Below are 24,570 nucleotides of genomic sequence, written 5' to 3'. Positions count from 1 at the left end.
ACCGGCCGGCAATCCCACCTACTTGAGCCCCAGCGCCTCACACGCCGACTTGTACTTGGCCGTGCAGATGTCCGCGACCGTGTACACCCCGTCCTTGACGACGGTGTCCTTGATGTTGTCCTTGGTCAGCGACTGCACAGGCACCAGCACCGACGGCACGTCCTGGACACTGGAACTGGACACCTTGTCCTTGGCGACAGAACCCAGACTCTGCCCCTTGGCCAGCGCGACAGCCATCTCCGCGGCGGCGTCCGCCTCGGGCGCGTACGGCTTGTACACGCTCATGTACTGGTCCCCGGCGACAATGCGCTGCACGCCCGCCAGCTCCGCGTCCTGCCCGGTGACGGGAACGGACACCCCGGCCGCCTTGAGGGCGGTGATGATGCCGCCGGCCATGCCGTCGTTGGCGGAGTAGACGCCCGCTATCTTCTTCGCGCCGACCGCCGAGATCGCCGTCTCCATCTCGGAGTTGGCGTTGTCCGGCGACCATTCCGGAGTGTCGTACTCCTTGGCGATGGTGACCTTGCCGTCGAGCGCGGCGTGCGCGCCCTTCTTGAACTGCGCGGCGTTCGGGTCGGTGACCGAGCCGTTGATCATCACGATCTTGGTGGCCTTGGTGGCCTTGTCGCCCAGGGCGGTGAGCAGGGCCTCGCCCTGCGTCTTGCCGACCTCTTCGTTGTCGAAGGAGGTGTACGCGCTGATCGGGCCCTCGGCGAGGCGGTCGTAGGCGACGACCTTGATGCCGGCGTCGACGGCCTTCTGGACCGAGTTCTTGATGGCCTTGGCGTCGACCGCGTCGACGATGAGGACGTCCACCTTGTCGGTGATCATCGTGTCGACCTGCTGCGCCTGGAGGCTGGCGTCCTGGCGGGCGTTGTTGTACTGGACCGTCGCCTTGTTGTTCGTGAGTTCCTTGATCTTCTTCTCGATCAGGGGGCGGTCGAACTTCTCGTAGCGCGCGGTCTTGTTCTCCGGGAGGAGGAGACCGACCTTGATGTTGTCGCCCTTGGCAGCGGCGGATTTCGAGGAGTCGGCTTTGTCGCCGGATTCCTTGGCGCTGCCACAGGCGGCCATCGAAACGGCCATCGCCCCCGCGGCGACGGCAAAAGCGGCACGACGCATACGCGTGTTCACTTCAGAGACCTCCCTGACGAGGCCGCGTCGTTGCGGCCGAGGTGGCTGGAAGTCAACTCGGCCATACGTTCGGCGTCAAGAAGTAAATTCTTAACGGGTTGGCAACGGTGCCATCCGTTTTCTAAGTGAAGGCGGGGGTCGCCGCGGGCGAGGTGCCGTCGAGGAGCGTCGAGTCGCCCATCTCGCTGAGGGCCAGGGCGAGCGCCCCGAGCACCTCGGCGCGACCGCCAAGTGCCCCGGGGAGCAAGGTGAGTTGGCGGGCGGCGCTGGGGATGGCGTAGCGGCCGACGGACTCCCGGATCGGGCCGAGGACCAGCTCACCGGCCTCGGCGAGGTCGCCGCCGAGGACCACCCGGCTGGGGTTGAGGAGGTTGCAGAGGTTCGCGACGCCGCTGCCGATGTGGCGGCCGACGTCGGCGACCACGCGGCGGCATCCCGGGTCGCCGTCCCTGGCCAGCCTGACCACGCCCTCCATGGTCAGGTCGGTGCCGTGGCTGGACTGGAGCAGCGGCAGGACGTAGCGGGCGGCGGCGAAGGTCTCCAGGCAGCCCCGGTTCCCGCACCGGCAGACCGGTCCCGACTCGTCGAGGGTGATGTGCCCGATCTCGCCCGCGGTGCCGCCGGGGCCCCGGTAGATCCTGCCGTCGATGACCAGGCCTGCCCCGACACCGCTGGCGACCTTGATGTACGCGAGGTCGCGCACGCCCCGGCCGCTGCCCCACACCAGCTCGCCGAGGGCGCCGAGGTTGGCGTCGTTGTCCACGTGGACGGGTACGCCGAGGCGGGCGCGCAGCTCCTCGGCGGGGCGGGTGCCGGTCCAGCCGGGCAGGATCGCGGTGGAGCCGAGGGTGCCGGATTCGACGTCGATGGGGCCCGGGACGCCGACGCCGACCCCGGCGACTTTGGAGAAGTCGCCGACGGTTGCTCCGATCAGGCGGTTGACCAGCTCTTCGGCGCGGTCGAAGCCCTGTGTGGCGGAGGCGTCGACGTCGAGCGGCTCGGACTCCTCGGCGAGCACCTGGTGGGCGAGGTTGCCGACCGCGACGCGCAGGTGGGTGTGGCCGAAGTCGACGCCGATGACGATGCCCGCGTCGCCGCTCAGCGAGACGCTGCGGGCCCGTCGGCCGCCCGCCGAGGTGGGGGTGACCTCGACGGTTCCGCCGGTCTTCAGTTCCCGCACGATGTTGGAGACGGTGGCGGCGGACAGGCCGGTGGTCCTGGCGATCTCCGCCTGCGTGAGCGACCCGGCGAGCCGGACGGCCCGTACGACCCGTTCCAGGTTGGCTCGGTGCAGCGACGACTGCGACCCCGGAGTCTCCACGACGACCTCCTGCGCGCGGGGCCGCAGCGACGAGACCCCGTATATGTCCAACTAGTGAACCCTAAGCTGAGCCGTTCGGGTTGCCTCCCGTCAAGAGGTTGAACCGTATGGAGGGCGCCCGGCGCACGCCTGAGCGCCGTCCCCGCGGGGTGCGGGGACGGCGCTCGTCGAGGTCGTCGGGGCGCTACTTGAGCGCCCCCGCGGTGAGGCCCTGGACGACCTGGCGCTGGAAGACGATGTAGGCGGCGAGCACCGGCAGCATCGCCATCACGAGCCCGGCGAAGAGCCCGGACCAGTCGCCCTTGTAGCCCTGGCTGACGGCGAGTTGGACCAGGCCCTGGGTCAACACCCGTTTGTCCGGGTCGGTGTTGAGGACCGTCGGCAGCATGTACTGGTTCCACTGGCCGAGGAAGTTGAAGATGCCCACGCTGATCAGGCCGGGCTTGGCCATCGGCAGCATGATCTGGAAGAACGTCCGGCTGTGCGAGGCCCCGTCGACGAAGGCCGCCTCCGCGACCGACGACGGCAGGGTGCGGAAGAACGCGGTCAGGAAGAAGACCGTGAACGGCAGCGAGTAGGCGATGTAGACCAGGATCAGGCCATGGATGGTGTTGAGGAGGCCCATGTTGTTCACGACGAAGAACAGCGGGACCAGCGCCAGCATGATGGGGAAGCTCATGCCGCCGACGAACAGGTAGTAGATGAGGCGGTTGCCCGGGAAGTCGAACCGGGCCAGCACATAGGCCGCCATCGAGCCGAGCACCAGCGTGCCGACCAGTGAACAGCCCACCACCACCACGGTGTTGAGGAAGTAGCCGCTCATGTTGGCTTCGGTCCAGGCGCGTGCCCAGTTGCCGAAGTGGAGCGTGTCCGGCAGCGCCCAGGGCGAGCTGAAGATGGCCCGGTCGCTCTTGAAGGACGTCATCACCGCCCACAGCAGCGGCAGCACGACCATGAACGCCCACAGGACCAGCATCCCGTGGGAGAACACGTTCAGGACGCCGCCGGTGCGCCGCTTGGCGCGGCTGGGCGGCGGGGCGGGGATCTTCGCGACGCGGGTCTCGGGGGCGGTCGGCCGGGGGGCGGGGGGTTCGGTCGTCGTCATCTGGTCAGTACTCCAGCCGCTCGCGCCGGCCCAGCCGCATCACCACGGCCGCGAAGGCCAGGGTGACGACGAGCAGGGCGACGCCGATGGTGGTCGCGTAGGCGGCCTGTCCGTCGCGGAACGCCTTCTGGTAGACGTACAGGACGAGGACGGTGGTCGAGTAGTCGGGGCCGCCGGGACCGGTCGTCATGATCTGGACGACCGCGAACGACTCGGCGCCCAGCGCGAGGATGCCCATGTAGACCCAGCCGGACTGCACGGTGTCCCACAGCAGCGGCAGGGTGATCCGGAAGAACGTGGTGGCCCGCCCCGCCCCGTCGAGCAGCGCGGCCTCGTACAGATCGGTGGGGATGGAGGCCATCCCGGCCGAGAAGAGGACGACGAAGAAGCCGACGGTGGACCAGACCAGGACCGCCATGACGCACCACAGGGCCAGGCTCGGGTCGCCCAGCCAGAGCGGCTGGACGCTGTCGAGGCCGATCCCGCGCAGCAGCGAGTTGATGGCGCCGCTGTCCGGGTTGTAGGCGAAGGCGAACAGCAGGGCGACGATCGCGATCGACAGCACCTGCGGGAAGAAGTAGACGATCTTGTAGAAGGAGGAGCCCCGGACGCCGGAGACGACCGGGCCGCCCCTCCTTCTGGGGCCGCCCACGTTGATCATGAAGGCGAAGAACAGCGCGAGGCCGAGCGTCACCAGCGGCAGCACGACCGCGAACATCAAGCTGTGCTGCAAGGACTTCCAGAAGATCTCGTCGTTCAGCATCCTCCGGTAATTGTCCAGGCCGACCATCGTGAACTCGGGGCTCAGCCCGGTCCAGTCCGTGAACGAGTAGTAGATGGACTGGATGAACGGCCAGACCACGAAGAGCGCGTACAGTCCGAGCGGCAGGGCCAGGAACCCCACGACGAACCGGTACTTGCCGTGCTGCATCACGTCACCGGTCCGTCTACTGGTGCTTGTAGTGCTTGATCGACGAGTCCTTGGCGGTGGCGTCGGCGAACGCCTGGATCTTCTTGACGGCCTCGGCCGGGGTCATCCGCCCCGCCATCATCTCGCCGAGCGCGCCGACGCCGATCTGCTCCTTCTGCAACTGGACGTACCAGTCCTGGAGTCGGGGGTTGACGACGTTGCTGCCGGCCTTCTTCAGGGCCGCCACGCCGGACTTAAGGCCGGGGGTGAGGGTGATGCCGGTGGTGCCGCCGTTGTAGGCGGTGAGCGACTTGACCTTGGTGGTGAAGTTCTTCGACGAGGCCTCGCTGAGCATGATGCGCAACTGCTCCATGCCGCCGGGGGCGTTGGCGGCCTTGGCGGGGACGATGAAGGGCTCGCCGCCGGAGGCCCAGATCGTGCCGAACGGCATCGCGTCGGAGGCGTCGAGTCCGGTGGGCGCGGAGACGGTGAGGTCGAAGTCCTTGGGGATGACGTTGGCCGACTCGTTCTCCACCCAGGAGCCGTTGGGGATGAACAGCGCCTTGCCCTCGGCCCACGCGGTCTGCGACTGGATGTGGTCGAGACCGGGGGTGCCCTTCAGGACGTACCCCTTCTTGTACAGCTCGTAGTAGGCCTCGAAACAGGCCTTGACCGCCGGGTTCTTCCAGGCGTTGGGCTCCAGGTTGTCGATGGCGTCGAGCACCTGGCGGCCGCCGACCTTGCCGATCATCGGGTAGAGCGAGAAGGGCAGGTAGTACGGGTACTTGCCGGCGTACGTCCAGCCGGCCATGCCCTTCTTCTTGGCCTTCGCGCAGACCGCGAGCATCTGGTCCCAGGTCTCGGGGTACTGCTCGTCCAGGCCGTCCAGGGCCTTCTTCGAGTACCAGACCCCGTACACCGTGTACGCGTAGTACATGATCCAGACCGGGTCGCCGTCGAGCTGGCCCATCTCGACGATGCCGGGGCGCAGGGTGTCGCGGACCTTCTTGGCCGGGTCGTCGTAGGAGGGCGCGTCGAGCAGCGGGGTGAGGTCGGTGAGCTGCTTCTTGCTCGCCAGGACGCCCATGTCCATCTGTTCGGCGCCGGAGTTGTCGATGAGGTCGGGCGGGGTGCCCTGGTTGAAACGGGGCTGAAGGGTGGACTGGATCTTCTGGGTGGCCGAGAAGGTGACCTTGACTTTCGGAAAGTCCTTTTCATACAGCTTCACGGCATCCTCGGCATACTCCGTGCCGAAACCGCCGTTGAAGACCACGAATTCCATGGGCGCGCTGTCATTGACGGCAAGGGGGTTTTTCGCCGTCTTCTTGCCCGCCTTCGCCTTCTCTCCGCCGTCGCCGCCGCTGCTGGCGCACGCGGACAGGAAACTCATCGTGGGCACGGACAGCAGACCGAGGGCGGCGGACCGCCTGATCAGATCGCGTCGGCCGACACCCCGGGTGCCGTCCGTGCCGTTGTACTCGGCGGAAGTGGGTCCCATGCTCAAGTCCTCGCCTTCTCCAGGACTCAGGCGGTGATCCGGACACTCCCGGCACCGCGGTCGGGTCAAGCAGGGTCGTGCAGGCTCTACGGAAAGGATGTACGGAAGGGGTGAATCGCCGACAGGTATAGTCCACTTTCGGTCGGCGGAGCAAGATCGAATGCAAGGTTGGCCATGGGTCTTTTCCGAGTTGAGACCTGCCGGAAATATGAGATGTCCGTGGACACCTTGCCGGAAAAATCCGCGACATAGGCCCCGTACGCCACATCCAACGCCCTTGACATCACTGGTCACTTGACCACTTACTGGTGATTGCTTGACCATTTGACAACGTTATCCAGGTGGAGAGTGTGAGCACATATGCAACTGCGGAGAACTCGGCACAGGTGGGGTCCGGCGATCGTGTGCGCGGCGGCCTTCACGCTGGCGGTGGGCTCCCAGGGGGCGGCGGTGGCGCTGCCCGCGAAGGCTCCGGCGGGCGAGCGGTCGTTCGCTTCCTCGTTCGAGGACGGTGATCCGGCGCCGGACTGGCTGAACACCGTCGACACCGGACCCGACGGCGCCCCGCGCGCCTCGGGCGTCGACGGCGGCTACCGCACCGGCATCCCCGGCAGCGTCACCGACCAGGTCACCGCGGTGCGCGCGAGCGCGGAGAACACGGCGGGCGGCGAGGTGAAGGAGAACCTCGTCGACGGCGAGGCGAGCACCAAGTGGCTGGCGTTCGAGCCGACCGGGTGGGTCGAGTTCGACCTCGACAGACCCGTCAAGTTAGCCGCGTACGCGCTGACTTCGGCCGATGACGCCGCCGAACGCGACCCCGCCGACTGGACCCTGAAGGGCTCCGCGGACGGCACCGCGTGGACGACGCTCGACACCCGCACCGGGGAGAGTTTCGCGGAGCGGCTCCAGACCAGGACGTTCGATCTCGCGGCGCCCGCCGAGTACCGGCACTTCCGGCTCGACATCACCCGCAACAACGGCGCCAAGGGCATCGTGCAACTCGCCGATGTGCAGTTCTCCGACGGCACAGCGGACGCCCCGGTGCCGCCGGACATGCTGACGCTGGTCGACCGGGGCCCGAGCGGGTCACCGACGGCGAAGGCGGGCGCCGGGTTCACCGGAAAGCGCGCCCTGCGTTACGCCGGACGCCACACCGTCGACGGCCGGGCGTACTCGTCCAACAAGGTCTTCGACGTGAACGTCCCGGTGCGCCGCGACACCCGGCTGTCGTACCGGCTCTTCCCGTCCATGGCCGACGGCGACCGCGACTACGACGCGACGAACGTCGCCGTGGACCTGGCCTTCACCGACGGCACCTATCTCAGCGACCTGGGCGCCACCGACCAGCACGGCTTCCCGCTGTCGCCGCGCGGGCAGGGCGCCGCCAAGAGTCTCTACGTCAACCAGTGGAACGACGTCCAGGCGTCGATCGGCTCGGTCGCGGCCGGCAAGACCGTGGACCGGGTGCTGCTGGCGTACGACTCACCGAGCGGCCCGGCGAAGTTCCGGGGCTGGCTGGACGACGTGACGATCGCGCGGGCCACCCCCGAGAAGCCGAAGGCCCACCCCTCCGACCACGCGCTCACCACCCGGGGCACCAATTCCAGCGGCTCCTTCTCGCGCGGCAACAACTTCCCGGCGACGGCGGTGCCGCACGGCTTCAACTTCTGGACGCCGGTGACCAACGCGTCCACGCTGAGCTGGCTGTACGACTACGCGCGCGGCAACAACGCCGACAACCTGCCGACGATCCAGGCGTTCAGCGCGAGCCATGAGCCGAGCCCCTGGATGGGCGACCGGCAGACCTTCCAGGTGATGCCGTCGGCCGCCTCGGGCACGCCCGAAACGGGCCGTGAGGCACGGGAGTTGGCGTTCCGGCACGAGAACGAGACGGCTCGCCCGTACTACTACGGGGTGCGGTTCGAGAACGGCCTGAAGGCCGAGATGACGCCGACCGACCACGCGGCCGCGCTCCGCTTCAGCTACCCGGGCGACGACGCGAGCGTCCTGTTCGACAACGTCACCGACCAGGCGGGCCTGACCCTCGACCGGGACAGCGGCACCTTCACCGGGTACTCGGACGTCAAGTCCGGCCTGTCCACGGGGGCGACCCGGCTGTTCGTGTACGGCACCTTCGACCGGCCGGTCACCGGCGGGTCGTCGAGCGGCGTCAAGGGCTTCCTGAAGTTCGACGCGGGCCGGGACCGTACCGTCACCCTGCGGATCGCGACCTCGCTGATCAGCGTCGACCAGGCCAAGGACAATCTGCGCCAGGAGATCCCGGACGGCACCTCGTTCGAGAAGGTCGAGCGGCAGGCGCAGCGCGCCTGGGACACGATCCTCGGCCGCGTCGAGGTGGAGGGTGCCACGCCGGACCAGCTGACCACCCTGTACTCCAGCCTGTACCGGCTGTACCTGTATCCCAACTCCGGTTTCGAGAAGGTCGGTTCGAAGGAGCGGTACGCGTCGCCGTTCTCACCGATGCCGTCCCCGGACACCCCGACGCACACCGGCGCGAAGATCGTCGACGGCAGGGTGTACGTCAACAACGGCTTCTGGGACACCTATCGGACCACCTGGCCCGCCTACTCGCTCCTGACGCCCCGTCAGGCGGGTGAGATGGTCGACGGGTTCGTGCAGCAGTACAAGGACGGCGGCTGGACCTCGCGCTGGTCCTCGCCCGGCTACGCGGACCTGATGACCGGCACCTCCTCGGACGTGGCGTTCGCCGACGCGTATGTGAAGGGCGTCGACTTCGACGCGAAGGCGGCGTACGACGCGGCCGTGAAGAACGCGACCGTGGTGCCGCCGTCGTCCGGCGTGGGCCGCAAGGGCATGGCGACCTCGCCGTTCCTCGGCTACACCAGCACCGACACCGGCGAGGGCCTGTCCTGGGCGATGGAGGGCTACGTCAACGACTACGGCATCGCCCGCATGGGCCAGCGGCTCTACGAGAAGACCGGCGAGAAGCGGTACCAGGAGGAGGCGCGGTACTTCCTCAACCGCGCCCAGGAGTACGTCAACCTCTTCGACGCGAAGGCCGGTTTCTTCCAGGGCCGCACCGCCGAAGGCGCCTGGCGCCTGGACTCCGCGACGTACGACCCCCGGGTGTGGGGGTACGACTACACGGAGACCAACGGCTGGGGCTACGCGTTCACCGCACCGCAGGACAGCCGGGGCCTCGCCAACCTGTACGGGGGCCGTCGCGGCCTCGCCGACAAGCTGGACACGTACCTGGCGACGCCGGAGACGGCGGGGCCGGAGTTCGTCGGCTCCTACGGCGGGGTCATCCACGAGATGACCGAGGCGCGCGATGTCCGGCTCGGCAACTACGGGCACTCCAACCAGGTCGCCCACCATGTCCTGTACATGTACGACGCGGCCGGGCAGCCCTGGAAGACGCAGAAGAACGTCCGCGAGGTGCTCTCCCGCCTCTACACCGGCAGCGAGATCGGGCAGGGCTACCACGGCGACGAGGACAACGGCGAGCAGTCGGCCTGGTACCTGTTCTCCGCGCTCGGCTTCTACCCGCTGGTGATGGGCGGCGGCGAGTACGCGGTCGGCTCCCCGCTGTTCAAGAAGGCCACGGTCCATCTGGAGAACGGCCGTGACCTCGTCGTCAAGGCGCCGCGCAACAGCGCGGAGAACGTCTACGTACAGGGCCTGAAGGTCAACGGCCGTACCTGGACGAAGACTTCACTGCCGCACGACCTGCTCGCCAAGGGCGGCACGCTGGAGTTCGACATGGGCCCCAAGCCGTCCTCGTGGGGTACCGGCACGAAGGCCGCGCCCGTCTCCATCGCGCAGGACGACCGGGTGCCGACGCCCCGCACGGACGCGTTGAAGGGCGCCGGTGCCCTGTTCGACAACACGTCGGCGACGGACGCCACCGTGACCTCCGTGGATCTGCCGGTCCAGGGTCCGGTCAAGGGCGTCCAGTACACGCTGACGTCGTCGGCGGACCGGGCGAAGGCGCCGACCGGCTGGACGCTCCAGGGGTCGGACGACGGCACCACATGGCGCACGCTCGACCGGCGTTCCGGTGAGTCCTTCGCCTGGGACCGGCAGACCCGCGCGTTCACCGTGGACTCCCCGGGTACGTACCGGAAGTACCGCCTGGTGACCGAGGGGGAGGCGGTGCTTTCGGAGGTCGAACTGCTCGCCTGAGCAGCTGAGTTGGGGGTCCCATGCCGCTTCCCGCGCCCGCCCTGCCCGAGGGTGTCGACCCGGCCTGGCTGCCGGACGAGGTGTTCCGGCCGCTCGGCACCCGGCGGGTCCTGGTCCGTGGACCGGGTCCGCTGGTGGCCACGGTGCACGGGGAGGTGGCGGCGGCCTGCGCCCGCTTCGGGGGCCGCGTCGAGCGTGCCGCGGCCCCCGAACCGTGCGACCTGCTCCTGGAGTTGACCGGCGACGACGACAGCGAGGCGTTCACCTTCGGGCGGGGCGCGGACCGTACGACGGTCACCGCGTCCGGCCCGACCGGCCTGCTGTACGGCCTCTTCCATGTCGTCCGGCTGGGCGAGCGGGCCTTCGCGGGCGAGCACCGACTCACCGAGAACCGGCCCCGGTTGGGGATACGGATGCTCGACCACTGGGACAACGTGGCCGTGCATCCGGTCATGGGGCAGGTGGAACGGGGGTACGCGGGCGGCTCGCTGTTCTGGGCGGCGGGCCGGGCCCGCGAGGAGTGGGGCCGAGTGCGGGCGTACGCCCGGCTGTTGGCGGCCTGCGGGATCAACGCCGTCGCCGTGAACAACGTCAACGTGCACGCCACCGAGGCGCGGTTGCTGACCGACCGGATCGGTGAAGTGGCCGCGCTGGCCGAGGCGTTCAGGCCGTACGGCATCCGCACTCATCTGTCGGTCACCTTCGCCGCGCCGATGGTCCTCGGCGGGCTGCCCACCGCCGACCCCCTCGACGAGGACGTGCGGGCCTGGTGGGCGGAGGCGACCGGGCGGGTGTACGCGGCGATCCCGGACTTCGGCGGGTATGTCGTGAAGGCCGACTCCGAGGGCCAGCCGGGCCCGTTCGCCTACGGCCGCTCCCACGCCGAGGGCGCGAACACGCTGGCCGCCGCGCTCGCCCCGCACGGCGGAACGGTGCACTGGCGGGCCTTCGTCTACGACCATCGCCAGGACTGGCGGGACCGCACGACGGACCGGGCGCGGGCCGCGCACGACCAATTTGCCCCGCTGGACGGCTCGTTCGCGGACAATGTCCTGCTCCAGGTCAAGCACGGGCCGATGGACTTCCAGGTGCGCGAGCCGCTCTCCCCGGTCATCGGCGCCCTGCCGCGCACCCGCCTCGCGGTGGAGGTGCAGGCGACCCAGGAGTACACCGGGCAGCAGCGGCACGTGTGCTGGCTCGGCCCGATGTGGAGCGAGGCGCTGCGCTTCGGCCACGAGGGCCCGGACGGGCCGACGGTAGGTGAGCGGGCATCGGCACTGGTCGCCGTGGCCAACGTCGGCGACGACCCGTTCTGGACCGGCCATCCGCTGGCCCAGGCCAACCTGTACACGTTCGGCCGGCTCGCCTGGCAACCCGACGCCGACCCGGGTCAACTCCTCGACGAGTGGATCGCGTTGACGTTCCCGGGCGCCTCCGCGCAGCTCGCGGACGGAGTGCGGCGCGTCCTTACCGGGTCCTGGCGGACGTACGAGAAGTACACGGCGCCGCTCGGAGTGGGCTTCATGGTGCAGCCGGGCCACCACTACGGGCCGAGCGTGGACGGCTACGAGTACAGCCCGTGGGGTACCTACCACTTCGCCGACCGGGACGGCGTCGGCGTCGACCGCAGCGCCGCCACCGGCACCGGATACGCGGCCCAGTACGCCAAGCCGTGGGCCGAGATCTACGAGTCCCCGAGCACCTGCCCCGACGAACTCCTGCTGTTCTTCCACCACATGCCCTACGGCCACGTCCTGCACGACGGCCGCACGGTCATCCAGCACATCTACGACACGCACTTCGAGGGCGTCGAGGAGGTCGCCGAGGCCCGCGCGTTGTGGGCGTCACTGGCCCCGCTCCTCGACCGGCCGCGTCACACGCGGGTCGCCGAGCGCTACGACGAGCAGCTGCGTAGCGCCCGCGAGTGGCGCGACCAGGTCAACACCTACTTCCTGCGGACGTCGGGGGTGCCGGACGCGCGGGGCCGGCGGATCTACTGAAGTCGCAGCACGGCTACACCGTACGGGTCGAGGGTCAACGGCGCCTGTTTCTCGACCCGTTCACCGGTGAGCAGGTCGGTCGCCGGGGCGTGGGCGGTCAACTGGGCCGGTTCCGCCGCGTGGTTGAGGAGGAAGAGGAGGCGGGTGCCGTCGGGGGCGGTGCGGTGGGCGGTCTCGACGGCGGGCTGGTCGGCGTGGGGGCCGAGCAGGTCGTGGCGGGCGAGAATCCGCCGGACGACCCAGTCGACGCCGGGTTGTTCGAGGGCGGTGGCGACGTACCAGCCCTCGCCGCCGTCGGTGCCGAAGGCGTTGCGGGTGACGGTGGGCGTACCGGCGTAGAAGTCGGCGCCGTAGGTCCCGACCGGTTCGGCGCCGCGCGGCCGCACGATCTCGAAGACGAGCCGCGCCCCGGTGCTCAACTCCCCCAGCCGGACCGGCTGGACGACGTCCGGTGGCCGGGCGTCCCACTCGTCGACGCGGATGCCCATGAGCCCGGCGAGCGGGCCGGGGACGTCGGTGAGGAAGGCGCGGTCGTGCGCGTCGACGCGGCCGGAGAGGAACGTCGCGAGGACGGTGCCGCCCCGTGCGGCGACGGCTTCGAGGCGGGCGGCGAGATCGCCCTTGACCATGTGCAGGACGGGCGCGAGGACCACGTCGTAGGCGGTGAGGTCGGCGGTGTGCGGGACGACGTCGACATCGGCACCGGCCTCGCGGGCGGCACGGTAGTAGGCGTGGACGGTGTCCTGGTAACGGACGTGACGGGAGGGGCCGTCGGAGATCTCCAGGGCCCACCAGCTGTCCCAGTCGAAGACGAGGGCGGTACGGGCCAGGGTGCGGGCACCGAGCGCGACGGCCCCGAGCGCCGCCAACTCCGTTCCGATCCCGGCGACTTCGCCAAAGACACGGGTGTCGTCGCGACCCGCGTGCCCGATGACGGCGCCGTGGTACTTCTCGCAGGCTCCGCGCGAGGCACGCAGCTGGAAGTAGAGGGCGGCGTCGGCGCCGTGGGCGATCGCCTGGAACGTCGCGAGCCTCAACTCCCCTGGCCTGCGCAGCGGGTTGACGTCACGACAGGCTGTCGTCGACGGGGTCTGTTCCATCAGCCAGAAAGGGGCGCCGTCCTTGAGGCCGCGCATCAGGTCGTGGGCGAGGGCGGGCCAGGTCGGCGGCGCGTCCAGGGGCGGGTAGCTGTCCCAGGAAGCGAAGTCGAGGTGGGGCGCCCAGCGGTGGTAGTCCAACGGGCGGTACATGCCCATGAAGTTGGTGGTGACGGGGGTGTCCTGGTCGTGGCTGCGGAGGGCTTCCTTCTCCGCGAGGAAGCAGCCGAGCAGGGCGTCGGTGGTGAAGCGGGACCAGTCGAGGGTGGTGCCCTGGAACGCGGTGTGGTCGGGTCCGCGCCAGTGCTCGGTGAGGGCGCTGGGCGGCTCGATCTGCGCGAAGTCGGTGTAGCGGTGGGACCAGAACGTCGTGCACCAGGCGTCGTTGAGGGCGTCGAGGTCTCCGTACCTGTCCCGCAGCCAGTCACGGAAGGCGTCGGCGCACAGGTCGCAGTAACAGGCGCCGCCGTACTCGTTGTTGACGTGCCAGGCGAGCAACGCGGGGTGTCCGGCGTAGCGTTCGGCGATCCGGTCGGCCAGCGCGGTGGCGAGCCTGCGGTACGCGGGTGAGCTGGGGCAGAAGTTGTGCCGTTGCCCGTAGCGGTGTCTGCGGCCCTCGAAGTCGGTGCGGTTGACCTCGGGGTAGGCGTGGGCGAGCCAGGGCGGGACGGCGGCGGTGCCGGTGGCCAGGCAGACCCGGCGGCCCTCGGCGGCGGCCCGCTCCAGGATGCGGTCGAGCACGCCGAAGTCGTAGGTGTCCTCGGCGGGTTGGGTGAGCGACCAGGCGAAGACACCGACGGTCAGGGTGTCGATCCCGGCCCGCGTGAACAGGCGGTGGTCCTCGTCCCACACCTCCTCCGGCCACTGCTCGGGGTTGTAGTCGCCGCCGTAGCGGATCTTGTCGCTCATGCCGTGAAGTCCTTCGCGGTCTCGGTGATCACCGGACGACTGCTGTGCAGCAGGGAGAGCAGCAGCGGCGCGGCCAGCAGCGCGGGCAGGGCCTCGGTGAGCAGAACGGTGAGCCCGGCGGCCAGCGCCAGCAGGGAGCCGGCGGCGAGGGTGGCGCGGCCGTGCCGCAGCAGGAAGTAGGCGGCGAGGCGGGCGGTGTCCCGGGCCCGGAACGTGAACAGCGAGGCCAGCACCAGGGCGTGGGCGCCCCACAGCAGCGAGCCCGCCCCGATCCCGGCGAGCAGCAGCGCCCACCAGCCGGGCAGGCCGGTCAGCGCGAAGTGCGTGAGCGTGAACGCCACGACGGTGAGCCACACCGACAGCGGCACCCATATCTCCAGTACCGCAACGGCGTTGAGCCGCCAGCCCCGCCAGAACGTCCGGGCCGGGTGGAGGTCGGCCAGGTCACGCCCTCGGTGCTCAAGGGCGTACAGGCCGGCGGAGAGCGCCGGGCCGACGGGGAGGAGACAGAGGGCGACGAGGGGGAGGTTGGAGGCGTCGGCGCCGAGCAGGAAGAGACCGACGATGCCCGGCGAGGAGGCGAACAGCAGGAGCGCCTCCACGGTGAGGAGGGTGTGGACGAGGGCGGCGGCACGAGAGAGGGGACCGTCACCGAAGGTGCGGGCTGGGGGCCCGGGGTGGTCGGGGTCGGCCAAGGTGGCTGGGGGGTACGGCAGTTGACGTTCGACGCCCAACGTCCTTGAGGTGAACGGACGTTGGACGCCATCGCCCAACCAAGGCGCCCCGTCCCGCCCGTCTGCTCTCGTGTGTGCCGCCCTCATCGCCCTTCCCTCCCCAACAGCCGTCGTTCGTCCGACCATGGGGGCGTCTCGTCCTCGACGGGGTGCAGTTCGACGAGGGTGATCTCGTGGCGGGTGAGGGTCAGGTCGAGGGCGACGCGGCCGTCGGTCACCGGGAGGCGTTGGTGGCGGCGGGCGGGTTCGGCCGCTTCCCGGAGCAGGTCGAGGGCGCGTGGGCCCGGCGCGTGCGGGCTGCCCAGCTGCTGCCAGGCGGCGCGGGCGTTGCCGAACTCCTCGTCCACGGTGGACCGGTGACTGAAGGCCGCCCTCGCGCGCAGCGGCACGGACAGCCGCACCCGGTGCCGTTCGGGTCCCGGGGTGGCGCCGCTCGCGTCGACCGGGGCCCAGGCGAGGACGGTGACGCGGCCGTCGGGGTGCCGGGTGACGAGGTGGTCGTCGCCGCGCGCCAGCAGGTGACCGCCCATCCGGGCCAGGAACGCGTAGAGGTGGTAGGTCGGTTTCTTCACCTGGCGGTGGGTGAGCAGCCCGAATCCGCCGTGGAAGAGGGCGGTCGGCACGCCGGTCTCCTCGAACATGTCGCTGAACGTCCAGTAGGAGAAGGAGTCGACGTGGTCGCCGCCGGCCGCGAGCACCGGGGCCAGGTAGGCGGCGTGGAACGCGGTGTCGTGGATCGGGTTGTCCGGGCGGTAGGAGGAGTTGAACTCCGTGATGTGCACGGGCAGTTCGGCGAGTCCGGTGCCCTTGAGGCGTTCCCGTGGGGTGGCGAACTGGGCGAGCAGGTCGGCCGCCGGGGCCAGCGTCTGGTGGACGCCGAAGGGGACGTGCTGGGCGGGGCCCGAGGTGTAGGCGTGCTTGGACACGAAGTCGACGGGCACGTCCCGGCGTTGGGTGAACTCGGCGAAGCGTTCCAGCCAGTCGTCGGCGCCGGGCGAGATCGCCGGGCCGCCGACCTGGAGGCCCGCGTCGACCTCCTTCAGGGCGTGCGCGGTCACCTCGTACAGGCGGTGGTAGGCGTCCTCGTCGGCGTCCTGCCAGAAGGCGGTGAGGTTGGGTTCGTTCCAGACCTCGATGGGCCAGGTCCGTACCTCGTCGAGGCCGTAGCGGTCGATGAGGTGGACGAGGGTGGCGCGGACCAGCGCGGCCCACTCCTGGTGCGAGGCGGGCGGGGTGACGTTGCCGCGCCACCAGAACACCGTCTGCTTGCCGGACGCCAACTCCTCGGGCATGAAGCCGAGTTCGAGGAAGGGCCGGATGCCGAGCGCCAGGTAGGCGTCGATGATCTGGTCGACGTAGGTGAAGGCGTGCCGGACCCGGCGTTCGTCCTGCCAGGTGTAGGGGCGGTAGACGCCCATGCCGTCGCTGAAGAGGCCGTGGCCCCGGATGTGCCGGAAGCCGATCTCGCGTTGGATCAGGGTGAGGGAGTCCTGATAGTCGCGGCGCAGGGCGAGTTCGAGGCGGCCGGTGCCGACGCAGAACCGCCAGGCGTCGGTGAAGGTGCCGACCGGTTCCTCGGGGATCACCCGTTCTCCTTCTTGAAGCGCTCGTACGCCGCGTTGTGCAGGTCGACCAGCTGCTGCATGTTCTTCGCCTTCAACTCGGCGAGGTAGGTGTTCCATTGGGACAGCGGGCGCCTGCCCAGGATGAACTGGAGACAGTTCTGGGTGACGTGGTCCTTCAGCGGGGTGTCCCAGAGGGAGGCCTGCTCCTGCTCGGTGGAGCGCAGCGGGTGGGCCGGGTCGATGGGCAGTTGGGTGCGCCGGGCCATGGCGGCCTGGAATCTCGTCTCGTCCGGCAGGAAGGAGGAGGAGACCAGCGCCCACCTGCCGCCGTAGGTGAAGACGCCGTTGAAGAAGCCGTAGTCCTTCTGGAGATCCTTCGGGGCGGACGGGTCGGAGCCCATCAGGCTGATGCCGTCCTTCAGCCGGTACGTGCCGTCGCTGTACGTGTAGGTGACGCCCTCGACACCCCACTTGGAGAGGCGCTGGCCCTCGTCGGAGTACCAGAGCCAGTCCACGAACTGCATCATCGCGACGAAGTCGGCGCTCCCCAGGGCCTTGCTGGAGATCATCACCCCGTTCTCCAGGCGGAGTCCGCTCGGCAGCACCGCGCCCGAGGGTCCGAGCGGTACCGGGATCATCTCGATCGTGGCGCCCTTGACCTGCTTGGCCAGGTTGTAGCGGTAGTTCTGCACCAGCTCCTGCGGGTTGGCGCTGATCGCGAAGGACTGCTCGGAGAGGAGCTTCTTCACGGCGTCGTCGTCGGACTGGGTGAAGCTCTCCGGGTCCATCAGCTTCTCGGCGACCAACTTCCGCAGATACTCGATGACGTGGCGGAAGCTGTCGGTGGCGCCGGTGAAGACGAACGTCTTCGCGCCGTCGTCCCAGCTGATGTTGTCGTAGGACCAGCCCGCCCGGGTGCCGTAGGCGGTGCCGAGGTAGTTGAGCAACGCGCCTACGGGGAACGTGGTGTTGGTGCTCCAGCGGTCGGAGAAGGGGTAGCGGTCGGGGTACTCCCGCCTCAGCGCCTTGAAGACGTCGTACACCTGGTCCCAGGTGGTGGGCAGGGTCAGGCCGTGCTTGTCGAGGATGTCCGTGCGCAGCGCCAGCGAGTATCCGGAACGGGGTCTCTCGTGCAGGCCGGGCAGCAGGTAGTACTTGCCGTCGGCCTGCCGGATGGAGTCGATCTCCGGCTCCAGCTTCCAACTCCTCACCTTGGCCTGGAAGTTGGGCATCAGGTGGACGTACTCGCTGACGGGCAGGATGGCGCCGGAGGAGACGAAGGCGGCCTCGGCGGGGTGGTACGTCTTGGGGATCAGGAAGGGCGCGTCGCCCGCGCCGATGAGCAGGCTGCGCTTCTTCTCGTAGTCGCTCAGCGGCACGTCGACGGGTTGGAGGGTGACGCCGGTGCGCCGGGTCACCTCCTTCCAGAACAGCCAGTTCTTCTTCAGGGGGTAGCCCGGGTTGTCGTTGTGCAGCATCGAGAAGGAGAGCGCCTTCGTCGCCTTGAACTGCTGACCGGCGCGATACTCGGGCATCGCGCCGTGCTGCTTCTTCGACAGGTCCTTGGTGTCGGCGCCGTCGGCGCCGCTGCCGCAGCCGGTGAGGGTGGCGAGACCGGCGAAGCCCGCCACGGCGAGGATCTGACGCCGCGTCAGATGTCCTGCGTTCTGCACGGATAACTCCCTTGTTCCCGTGGGCCGGGCGTCAGCCCTTGACGGCGCCGAGCGTCACGCCCGACACGAAGTAGCGCTGGACGAACGGGTAGACGCAGAGGATGGGCAGCGCGGTGAGCACGATGGTGACCGCCTGGATGTTGGCGGCGACCTGGGTGAGCTGCTCGGTCCCGGCGCCCGCGTTGCCGCCGCCGGTGGCGCCCGCGATGAGGTTGCGCAAGTAGACGGTGACCGGCATCAGTTCGGGCCGGTCCATGTAGAGGAACGCGCCGAACCAGGAGTTCCAGAACGACACCGAGTAGAACAGCACCATCGTCGCGACCACCGCCTTCGACAGGGGCAGCACGATCCGCAGCAGGATGCCGTAGGTGCTGAGGCCGTCGATCTGCGCGGCCTCCTCCAGTTCGGTCGGCAGGCCCTCGAAGAACGCCTTCATCACCAGCAGGTTGAAGACGCTGATGGCGTTCGGGATGGCCAGCGCCCACACGGAGTTCTTCAGGCCGAGGCTGGTGATCAGGACGTAGGTGGGGATCAGGCCGCCGGAGAAGAACATGGTGAACACGGCGACGCCGACGAGGAGTCCACGCCCTCTGAGGTTCCGCTTCGACAGGACGTAGGCGTAACAGGTCGTCAGAATCATCGCGACGACCGTGGAGAACACCGTGTAGTAAAGGGTGTTGCCGTAGCTGCGCCAGAACGTCCCGTCATGCAGCACGATCCGGTACGTGGTGAGGTTGAACCCCTCGGGCCACAGCTGGACTTCACCCGCGCGGATCTGCCGTTCCCCGCTGAAGGAGCGGGCGATGATGTTGACGAAGGGATACAGGGTGACGAGCACGACGAGGGTGAGGACCACGCCGTTGACGCCCTGGAAGACCCGGTAGGACCGGCTCGGCCTCACCACAGGCTCGTCCCGACCGCGCGGCGCGACACCTGGTTCGCGGACGTGATCAGCACCAGCCCGATGACCGCCTCGAACAGCCCGATGGCGGCGGCGTAACTGAAGCTGTTGGACTCGACTCCCGTGCGGTACAGGTACGTGGAGATGACGTCGGCGGTCGGATAGGTCAGCGGGTTGTACAGCAGCAGGACCTTCTCGAAGCCGACGGCCATGAAGGTGCCGATGTTCAGGATGAGCAGCGTGATCATGGTGGGGCGGATGCCGGGCAGGGTGACATGCCAGGTCTGCTGCCAGCGGTTGGCGCCGTCGATGCGGGCGGCCTCGTAGAGGTCCTCGTCGATCGTGGTGAGCGCGGCGAGGTAGAGGATCGTTCCCCAGCCGGCGGTCTGCCAGACCTCCGAGCCGATGAACAGGGTGCGGAACCAGCCGGGTTCCTGGATGAACCGGATCGGGTCGTGGCCGAACCGGCCCAGCAGATGGTTGACCGGCCCGTCACCGGCCAGCATCTGCATGGTGATACCGGCGACGATGACGATCGACAGGAAGTGCGGCAGGTAGGACACCGACTGGACGAACCGTTTCAGCGAACGGCGGCGTACCTCGTTGAGCAGCAGGGCCAGCACGATCGGCACCGGGAAGCAGAAGAGCAGGGTCAGTCCGCCGAGCCAGAGCGTGTTGCGGAAGACCTGCCAGAAGGTGGGGTCGGTGAGGAACATCTCGACGTAGCGCAGGCCGACCCACTGCTCGCCCAGGATGGACCCGCCCGGTTCGAAGCGGCGGAAGGCGATGACGTTGCCGATCATCGGCAGATAGCGGAAGACCAGGAAGAACAGCAGCGGCAGCGCGGCGAGGGAGTACAGCTGCCCGTCGCGGCGCAGGGTCCGCCGCCACCCCGGGCGCGCGCTCGGGCGTGGCGGCTCGGGGGCGTTCGGGGGCGGGTCCTGGGTGCCCGGTGGAGAGGCCGACGTGGTGGAGGTGCTCATGCTCGGTCCTCTCGGACGGAGGGCGCGGAACCGAAACTTTCGAGCTTCTTACCGGTAACTTCGCGGCAACTTAAAGCCACTCAGAAAGCGCTGTCAATGGGTACAGCAGCGCTCTGTTGATACGTGTGTGGAGAGTTGAAAGCGCCGCCGCCCGGGGTAGAACCCGGGAACCGAAGCCAGCGAACTCCGCAAGTTTCCATGCCTGGACCGACTCCTGCGAGGTGCCCCTGTGCCCGCGTTCGATCTGCCGTTGCCCGAGTTGGAGCGCTACCGCCCGGCCGTCGAGGAGCCCCCGGACTTCGACGCGTTCTGGCAGAACACCCTCAAGGAGGCCGACCGGGCGGACCCCGTCGTCTCGGTCCGGCCGGTCGACTCGGGGCTACGCCTCACCGAGTCCTGGGACGTGACGTTCCGGGGCTTCGCCGGCGACCCGGTCCGCGCCTGGTTCACCCGCCCCGCCCGCACGCCCCAACTGCTGCCCGCCGTCGTCGAGTTCGCGGGCTACGGCCGGGGCCGGGGCCTCCCGCACGAGCGGCTCACCTGGGTGAACGCCGGGTACGCGCACCTGCTGATGGACAACCGCGGCCAGGGCGACCAGTACGGCAACGGCGGCGCGACCCCCGACCCGCACGCCTCGGCACCGGGCGGCCCGGGCGCGGCGGTACGCGGCCTGCTCGACGCCCGCGACCACCACTACCGGCGGCTGATCACGGACGCGGTCCGCGCGGTGGCGGCCGTGCGCGCGCTGCCGGGGGTGAACGGCGCCCAGGTCGCCGCCGTCGGCAACAGTCAGGGCGGCGGGGTCGCCCTGGCGGTGGCGGGCCTGGTCCCGGATCTCGCGGCGACGCTGGTCACCGCACCCCTGCTCTGCGGTATCCGCCGCGCCTTGGACCTCACGGACGCGGGCCCCTACGGCGAGATGGCAGCCTTTCTGGCCGTCCACCGGGGCGCCGAACCGGCCGCCTACCGCACGCTCTCCTATCTGGAGGGCATCTCCTTCGCCCGCCGCGCCCACGCACCGGCCCACTTCGGGGTGGGCCTGCGTGACACGGTGTGCCCGCCGAGCGGAGCGTACGCCGCCTTCAACCGCTACGGCGAGCTGACCGGCACCACCACCCGCAAGGAGATCCACGCCTACCCCTACAACGGCCACGAGGGCGGCGACGCGCTCCACGTACGCCGCCAACTCGACTGGATGAAGGGGCTGTTGGAGGTCAGCCCACGGCCAACGTGAACACATGCAGATCATGGTCCACCGGCAGCCGCACGCTCACGATCCTCTTCCCCTCGGGTGCGGTGAAGGGCTCGGTGGCGAACACATGGGCCGCCACCGCGTCCTTCCCCCCACCGGCGACATTCCGATAGGCGGCCTTGCCGACGACGACGTTCCCGTACCGGACCGCCCCGCCCCCACCGCCAACGGTCCAGTCGGTCAGACCCAGTGGGAGGACGCCGGTACTGCCATCGTCGTAGGTGACCGTGGCCGCCCCGCTCCGATCCCCGTTGACCCCACTGCCGATGAACGACAACCGCCTTACACCACCTGCCAGTTGAAGGACCTGCCCATCGGCGGAGATATGGTCGACCCGTCCGGAGGGCGAGTCGGGCCAGGTGAACGCCAGCCCCTCAACCGTCCCGCGCCCGCCCGGCGTGAGACCGGCCGCCGCGAGCGCCTGACGGGAGTAACTCCGGCCACCCCCGTCGTAGTCGGCCTCGTCATGCTCACCCACGTCGTCCGAGACGCCGGTGTTGCCGTACGCGGCCAGCAGGGTGCCCGGCGCGGCGACGGTCAGGGCGAGCGGCTGCCGGTAGGAGCGCCCACCGGAGGTCACGGTCACCGAGGCGTCGTAGAACCCCTGACGGGCCCCGCCGGACGCGGTGAGCGTGATGCGCCGAAGCCCGTCGACGACGGCACCCTCGGCAGGGTCGGCACTCACCCCGCCCGGCGTCTCGACCCGGAAACGCACCTCGGGCCTGGCGCGCCCGCCCAACGACAGCGCACGCACGGCGACTTGAGTACGGGCACCCGGTGCGATCGTCGCCGTGGTGGGCCCGACGCCGATCTGATAGGGCTGCTCACCCGCCCGGAACGACGGTGGCGGCTGGGCGGCTCCCCAGTCCCGGTCGGCGACGGAGGAGAGGGCGTAGTCGAGCTGTCCGCCGTCCCGCACGAAGGAGGCGGGGAGCCAAGGGCGGTCACTGGAGCGGCCGTTGACCTTCAGGGAGCGGATGTAGGGGGCGTCGGCGGCGGCGCCGGATGCCCGGATGGTGAGGTGGTTGCCGCGCGGCCGGGCGATGTCCACGCGGGGGAACAGCGGTGAGGCCAGCACCAGTTCGGCCCGCGAGGGCACCTGCGGATACATGCCGAGGGCGGAGAAGACGTACCAGGACGACATGGCGCCGAGGTCGTCGTTGCCGGGGATACCGCCCGGCTCGGTCGACCAGAGCCGACGCATCGCCGCCCGCACGGTCTCCTGCGTCTTGTAGGGGGCACCGGCGTAGTCGTACAGATAGGGCACGTTGAGGGAGGGCTCGTTGTCCAACTCGGACTTGGCACCCCCGCTGCCGGTGAACGCCCACCTCCCGTCGCCCGCGTGGAAGAAGGAGTCGAGCCGCTCCACGGCACGGCTCTCACCTCCCATCGCGGCGAACAACCCGGCGGGGTTGTGCTGCACCATCCACGTGTACTGGGCGGCGGTCCCCTCCACGAACCCGTTGCCGGTGGACGGCGTGAACCCGGTGACCCAACTGCCGTCGGCCTTGCGGTTGGCGATGTAACCGCCACTTCGATCGGCGGCGACGTTGAAGGTGTTCTGCCACCACTGAGCCCGCTCGGCGAACTCCCCGGCAACGCCCATCTCACCGGCTGCCGAGGCCAGTTGGGACAGCGCGAAGTCGGCGGTGGACATCTCCAGGGTCTCGGCGGCCCCGCCCCAGGCATGGGACACGGACGGCATGTAGTGAAGCTTCAGGTACGTGTCCAGCGAGGGCCGCTGCCCCACCGCCATCACGGGTTTCCCGGCCGCCGACAGATCCTGCCCGGTCGGCACGGTGGCCGCCTTCACCAACGACTCAAGTGCCCCGCGCAGATCGAATCCGGTGCCCCCGAAGGCACGGATACCGGCGAGGGCGGTCGGCGAGGGATCGCCGTTCATGACGTGCGTGCCGCTCGCCCCGTGCAGCCAGCGGTCCCACACCCCGCCGTTCTGCCGGGCGAGTCGGTAGAGCGACTGGGCGATGTCGGAGCCGACGTCCGGGTCGAGCAGCGTCACCAGTTGCACCTGGTCGCGGTAGACGTCCCACCCGGAGAACGTCCCGTACTGGGCACCGTGGCGCCGTCCGACCCGATGCACCCGACCGTCGCTCCCCCGATAACGCCGGTCGGCGTCGCTGATGACGTTGGGATGCAGCAACGAGTGGTAGAGGGCGGTGTAGAAGATGGTCCGCTCGTCCTCGCTCCCACCGCCGACCCGCACGGCACCGAGCCGCTCCCGCCAGGCCTGCCGCCCGGCGTCCCGCACGGAGTCGAAGGTACGACGCGGAGGATTCTCGGCGTCGAGATTGGCAGCGGCCCCGGCCCGACTGACGTAGGAGATACCGACCTTGACGTTCACCTCCCCGGTCCCGGGAGCGAACCGCACGTACCCCCCGGCCCCCTTCCCCGCAACCGGCCGCCCACCGACCCCGAACCCCCCGCTTCCACCAGAGGCCTTCACACTCCCGGGAGCCAACTCCCCATCCACCCAGGCCCCTTGGCCATCAAAGGCACGATCGAACCGGGCCACGAAATACACCGTGTAGTAGTCCCGCCGCCCCTCGGGGTCCAGATACCCACAGAAGTTCCCGGAGGTGACGGACCCCGACACGGTCCGCGTCACCGGATCGATGGTCACCGTCGAACCGACCGACCCCACCTCGGAGTTGGCGGTACGGACGAGCATCGAGGCGGGCTTGCCGACCGGAAACGTGAAGCGCCCGGACCCGGTACGAGCCGTGGCGGCCAGCTCGGCGGTCACCCCGGAGGAGAGCCCCACCTTGTAGTGCCCGGCCTCGGCGACCTCGTCGTCATGACGGAAGTCGGCGGCATAGACGGCGTCCTGGGTATCACGGGCGGGCGAGGAGGTGACGTCCCCGGCGTACGGGAAAAAGGGAATGTCACCGCTGCCCCCGGCACACCCGGTCCCCGACATATGGGTGAGGCTGAAGCCCCGCACCCGGATGGCGTCGTAGTGGTACCCGCCGGGCGCGGCCGTCCTGGTGGCATCGCCCCGGGTGTTCTCCGGACTCCAGGAGAGCATCCCGAACGGCACGACAGCCCCGGGAAAGACATCGCCGCCGTTGGCGGTCCCGATGAGCGGATCGACATAGGGGACCGGATCACCGACCACCCCAGGAGCGGCGAAGGCAGGCCCGACACCACTGACCACGAGAACGAGGACAACCAACACAGACACCGGACGGACACGCATGACGCGACCCCAACTCCTCCACCCGGGCCGCGCACCGAAGGACACACAAGCCGCAGGGACAGTACCGAGCGCCAGCCCTACCACAGAGAGACGATCCCCCCGGG

The 24,570-nt window shown here is 69.4% G+C and carries 15 protein-coding genes; 3 read left to right on the top strand and 12 right to left on the bottom strand.

The genetic code is table 11. From position 1 onward, the window contains the following. Positions 1-18: 18 nt before the first annotated feature. The 5 genes from ACIQOU_RS04835 to ngcE form a co-directional block, all read right to left on the bottom strand. Entirely contained in the window at positions 19-1,122 is a 1,104-nt protein-coding gene (locus tag ACIQOU_RS04835; RefSeq protein WP_401534658.1) for a substrate-binding domain-containing protein, read from the bottom strand. A 133-nt stretch (positions 1,123-1,255) separates the two neighbouring features. Further along, positions 1,256-2,455, bottom strand: a complete 1,200-nt coding sequence (locus ACIQOU_RS04830; RefSeq protein ID WP_401534656.1) for an ROK family transcriptional regulator — start codon at positions 2,453-2,455, stop codon at positions 1,256-1,258. Positions 2,456-2,639: 184 nt separating this feature from the next. Then, the gene (locus tag ACIQOU_RS04825) at positions 2,640-3,560 is read right to left on the bottom strand and encodes a carbohydrate ABC transporter permease (RefSeq protein WP_401533890.1); all 921 of its coding nucleotides are present in this window, start codon (positions 3,558-3,560) and stop codon (positions 2,640-2,642) included. Between the two features lie 4 nt (positions 3,561-3,564). Beyond that, positions 3,565-4,491, bottom strand: coding sequence for a carbohydrate ABC transporter permease (locus ACIQOU_RS04820; protein WP_401533888.1), 927 nt, complete (start codon positions 4,489-4,491; stop codon positions 3,565-3,567). 16 nt (positions 4,492-4,507) lie between these two features. Further along, positions 4,508-5,968 carry an N-acetylglucosamine/diacetylchitobiose ABC transporter substrate-binding protein gene (ngcE, locus tag ACIQOU_RS04815; protein WP_401533886.1) on the bottom strand — a complete coding sequence of 487 codons (1,461 nt, stop codon included), beginning with the start codon at positions 5,966-5,968 and terminating at the stop codon, positions 4,508-4,510. 423 nt (positions 5,969-6,391) lie between these two features. Between ngcE and ACIQOU_RS04810 the strand changes: the two genes are divergently transcribed. Together ACIQOU_RS04810 and ACIQOU_RS04805 are read left to right on the top strand one after the other, a co-directional pair. After that, positions 6,392-10,135, top strand: a complete 3,744-nt coding sequence (locus ACIQOU_RS04810) for a GH92 family glycosyl hydrolase (protein ID WP_401534654.1) — start codon at positions 6,392-6,394, stop codon at positions 10,133-10,135. Positions 10,136-10,155: 20 nt separating this feature from the next. Then, a complete protein-coding gene (locus ACIQOU_RS04805; protein ID WP_401533884.1) occupies positions 10,156-12,135 on the top strand; it encodes an alpha-glucuronidase in 1,980 nt (659 codons plus the stop codon). Here ACIQOU_RS04805 and ACIQOU_RS04800 read toward each other — a convergent pair. The 6 genes from ACIQOU_RS04800 to ACIQOU_RS04775 all read right to left on the bottom strand — a co-directional run bounded on the left by ACIQOU_RS04800 (position 12,129) and on the right by ACIQOU_RS04775 (position 19,997). After that, complete coding sequence (locus tag ACIQOU_RS04800; RefSeq protein ID WP_401533882.1) at positions 12,129-14,141, bottom strand: beta-galactosidase; 2,013 nt, start codon at positions 14,139-14,141, stop codon at positions 12,129-12,131. The genes ACIQOU_RS04805 and ACIQOU_RS04800 overlap by 7 nt on opposite strands. Then, the gene (locus ACIQOU_RS04795) at positions 14,138-14,857 is read right to left on the bottom strand and encodes a hypothetical protein (protein ID WP_401534651.1); all 720 of its coding nucleotides are present in this window, start codon (positions 14,855-14,857) and stop codon (positions 14,138-14,140) included. The genes ACIQOU_RS04800 and ACIQOU_RS04795 overlap by 4 nt, the downstream gene beginning before the upstream one ends. A 101-nt stretch (positions 14,858-14,958) precedes the next feature. Beyond that, entirely contained in the window at positions 14,959-16,461 is a 1,503-nt protein-coding gene (locus ACIQOU_RS04790) for a xylan 1,4-beta-xylosidase (RefSeq protein WP_401533881.1), read from the bottom strand. Then, positions 16,458-18,113 (bottom strand): extracellular solute-binding protein, encoded by a 1,656-nt coding sequence (locus ACIQOU_RS04785; protein ID WP_401533880.1) that lies wholly within the window; start codon positions 18,111-18,113, stop codon positions 16,458-16,460. The genes ACIQOU_RS04790 and ACIQOU_RS04785 overlap by 4 nt, the downstream gene beginning before the upstream one ends. Positions 18,114-18,144: 31 nt before the next feature. Next, complete coding sequence (locus tag ACIQOU_RS04780) at positions 18,145-19,017, bottom strand: carbohydrate ABC transporter permease (protein ID WP_401533879.1); 873 nt, start codon at positions 19,015-19,017, stop codon at positions 18,145-18,147. After that, positions 19,011-19,997: an ABC transporter permease gene (locus tag ACIQOU_RS04775; protein ID WP_401533878.1), complete on the bottom strand. Its 987-nt coding sequence runs from the start codon at positions 19,995-19,997 to the stop codon at positions 19,011-19,013. The genes ACIQOU_RS04780 and ACIQOU_RS04775 overlap by 7 nt, the downstream gene beginning before the upstream one ends. Positions 19,998-20,226: 229 nt before the next feature. On the opposite strand from ACIQOU_RS04775, the gene ACIQOU_RS04770 reads away from it, so the two are divergent. Beyond that, the gene (locus ACIQOU_RS04770; RefSeq protein WP_401533877.1) at positions 20,227-21,231 is read left to right on the top strand and encodes an acetylxylan esterase; all 1,005 of its coding nucleotides are present in this window, start codon (positions 20,227-20,229) and stop codon (positions 21,229-21,231) included. Here ACIQOU_RS04770 and ACIQOU_RS04765 read toward each other — a convergent pair. Further along, a complete protein-coding gene (locus ACIQOU_RS04765; RefSeq protein ID WP_401533876.1) occupies positions 21,212-24,466 on the bottom strand; it encodes a GH92 family glycosyl hydrolase in 3,255 nt (1,084 codons plus the stop codon). The two genes, ACIQOU_RS04770 and ACIQOU_RS04765, sit on opposite strands and share 20 nt — an antisense overlap. Positions 24,467-24,570: the final 104 nt, after the last annotated feature.

Source organism: Streptomyces sp. NPDC091279 (genome assembly GCF_044757465.1).
Classification (GTDB): domain Bacteria; phylum Actinomycetota; class Actinomycetes; order Streptomycetales; family Streptomycetaceae; genus Streptomyces.
This window is presented reverse-complemented; position numbering and strand designations above follow the sequence as displayed.

What these genes read in the sequence shown, in the direction of transcription:
- ACIQOU_RS04835 (WP_401534658.1), bottom strand. Translation starts at nt 1,122, where the DNA reads ATGCGTCGTGCCGCTTTTGCCGTCGCCGCGGGGGCGATGGCCGTTTCG.
- ACIQOU_RS04825 (WP_401533890.1), bottom strand. Translation starts at nt 3,560, where the DNA reads ATGACGACGACCGAACCCCCCGCCCCCCGGCCGACCGCCCCCGAGACC.
- ACIQOU_RS04820 (WP_401533888.1), bottom strand. Translation starts at nt 4,491, where the DNA reads ATGCAGCACGGCAAGTACCGGTTCGTCGTGGGGTTCCTGGCCCTGCCG.
- ngcE (WP_401533886.1), bottom strand. Translation starts at nt 5,968, where the DNA reads ATGGGACCCACTTCCGCCGAGTACAACGGCACGGACGGCACCCGGGGT.
- ACIQOU_RS04805 (WP_401533884.1), top strand. Translation starts at nt 10,156, where the DNA reads ATGCCGCTTCCCGCGCCCGCCCTGCCCGAGGGTGTCGACCCGGCCTGG.
- ACIQOU_RS04800 (WP_401533882.1), bottom strand. Translation starts at nt 14,141, where the DNA reads ATGAGCGACAAGATCCGCTACGGCGGCGACTACAACCCCGAGCAGTGG.
- ACIQOU_RS04775 (WP_401533878.1), bottom strand. Translation starts at nt 19,997, where the DNA reads ATGAGCACCTCCACCACGTCGGCCTCTCCACCGGGCACCCAGGACCCG.
- ACIQOU_RS04765 (WP_401533876.1), bottom strand. Translation starts at nt 24,466, where the DNA reads ATGCGTGTCCGTCCGGTGTCTGTGTTGGTTGTCCTCGTTCTCGTGGTC.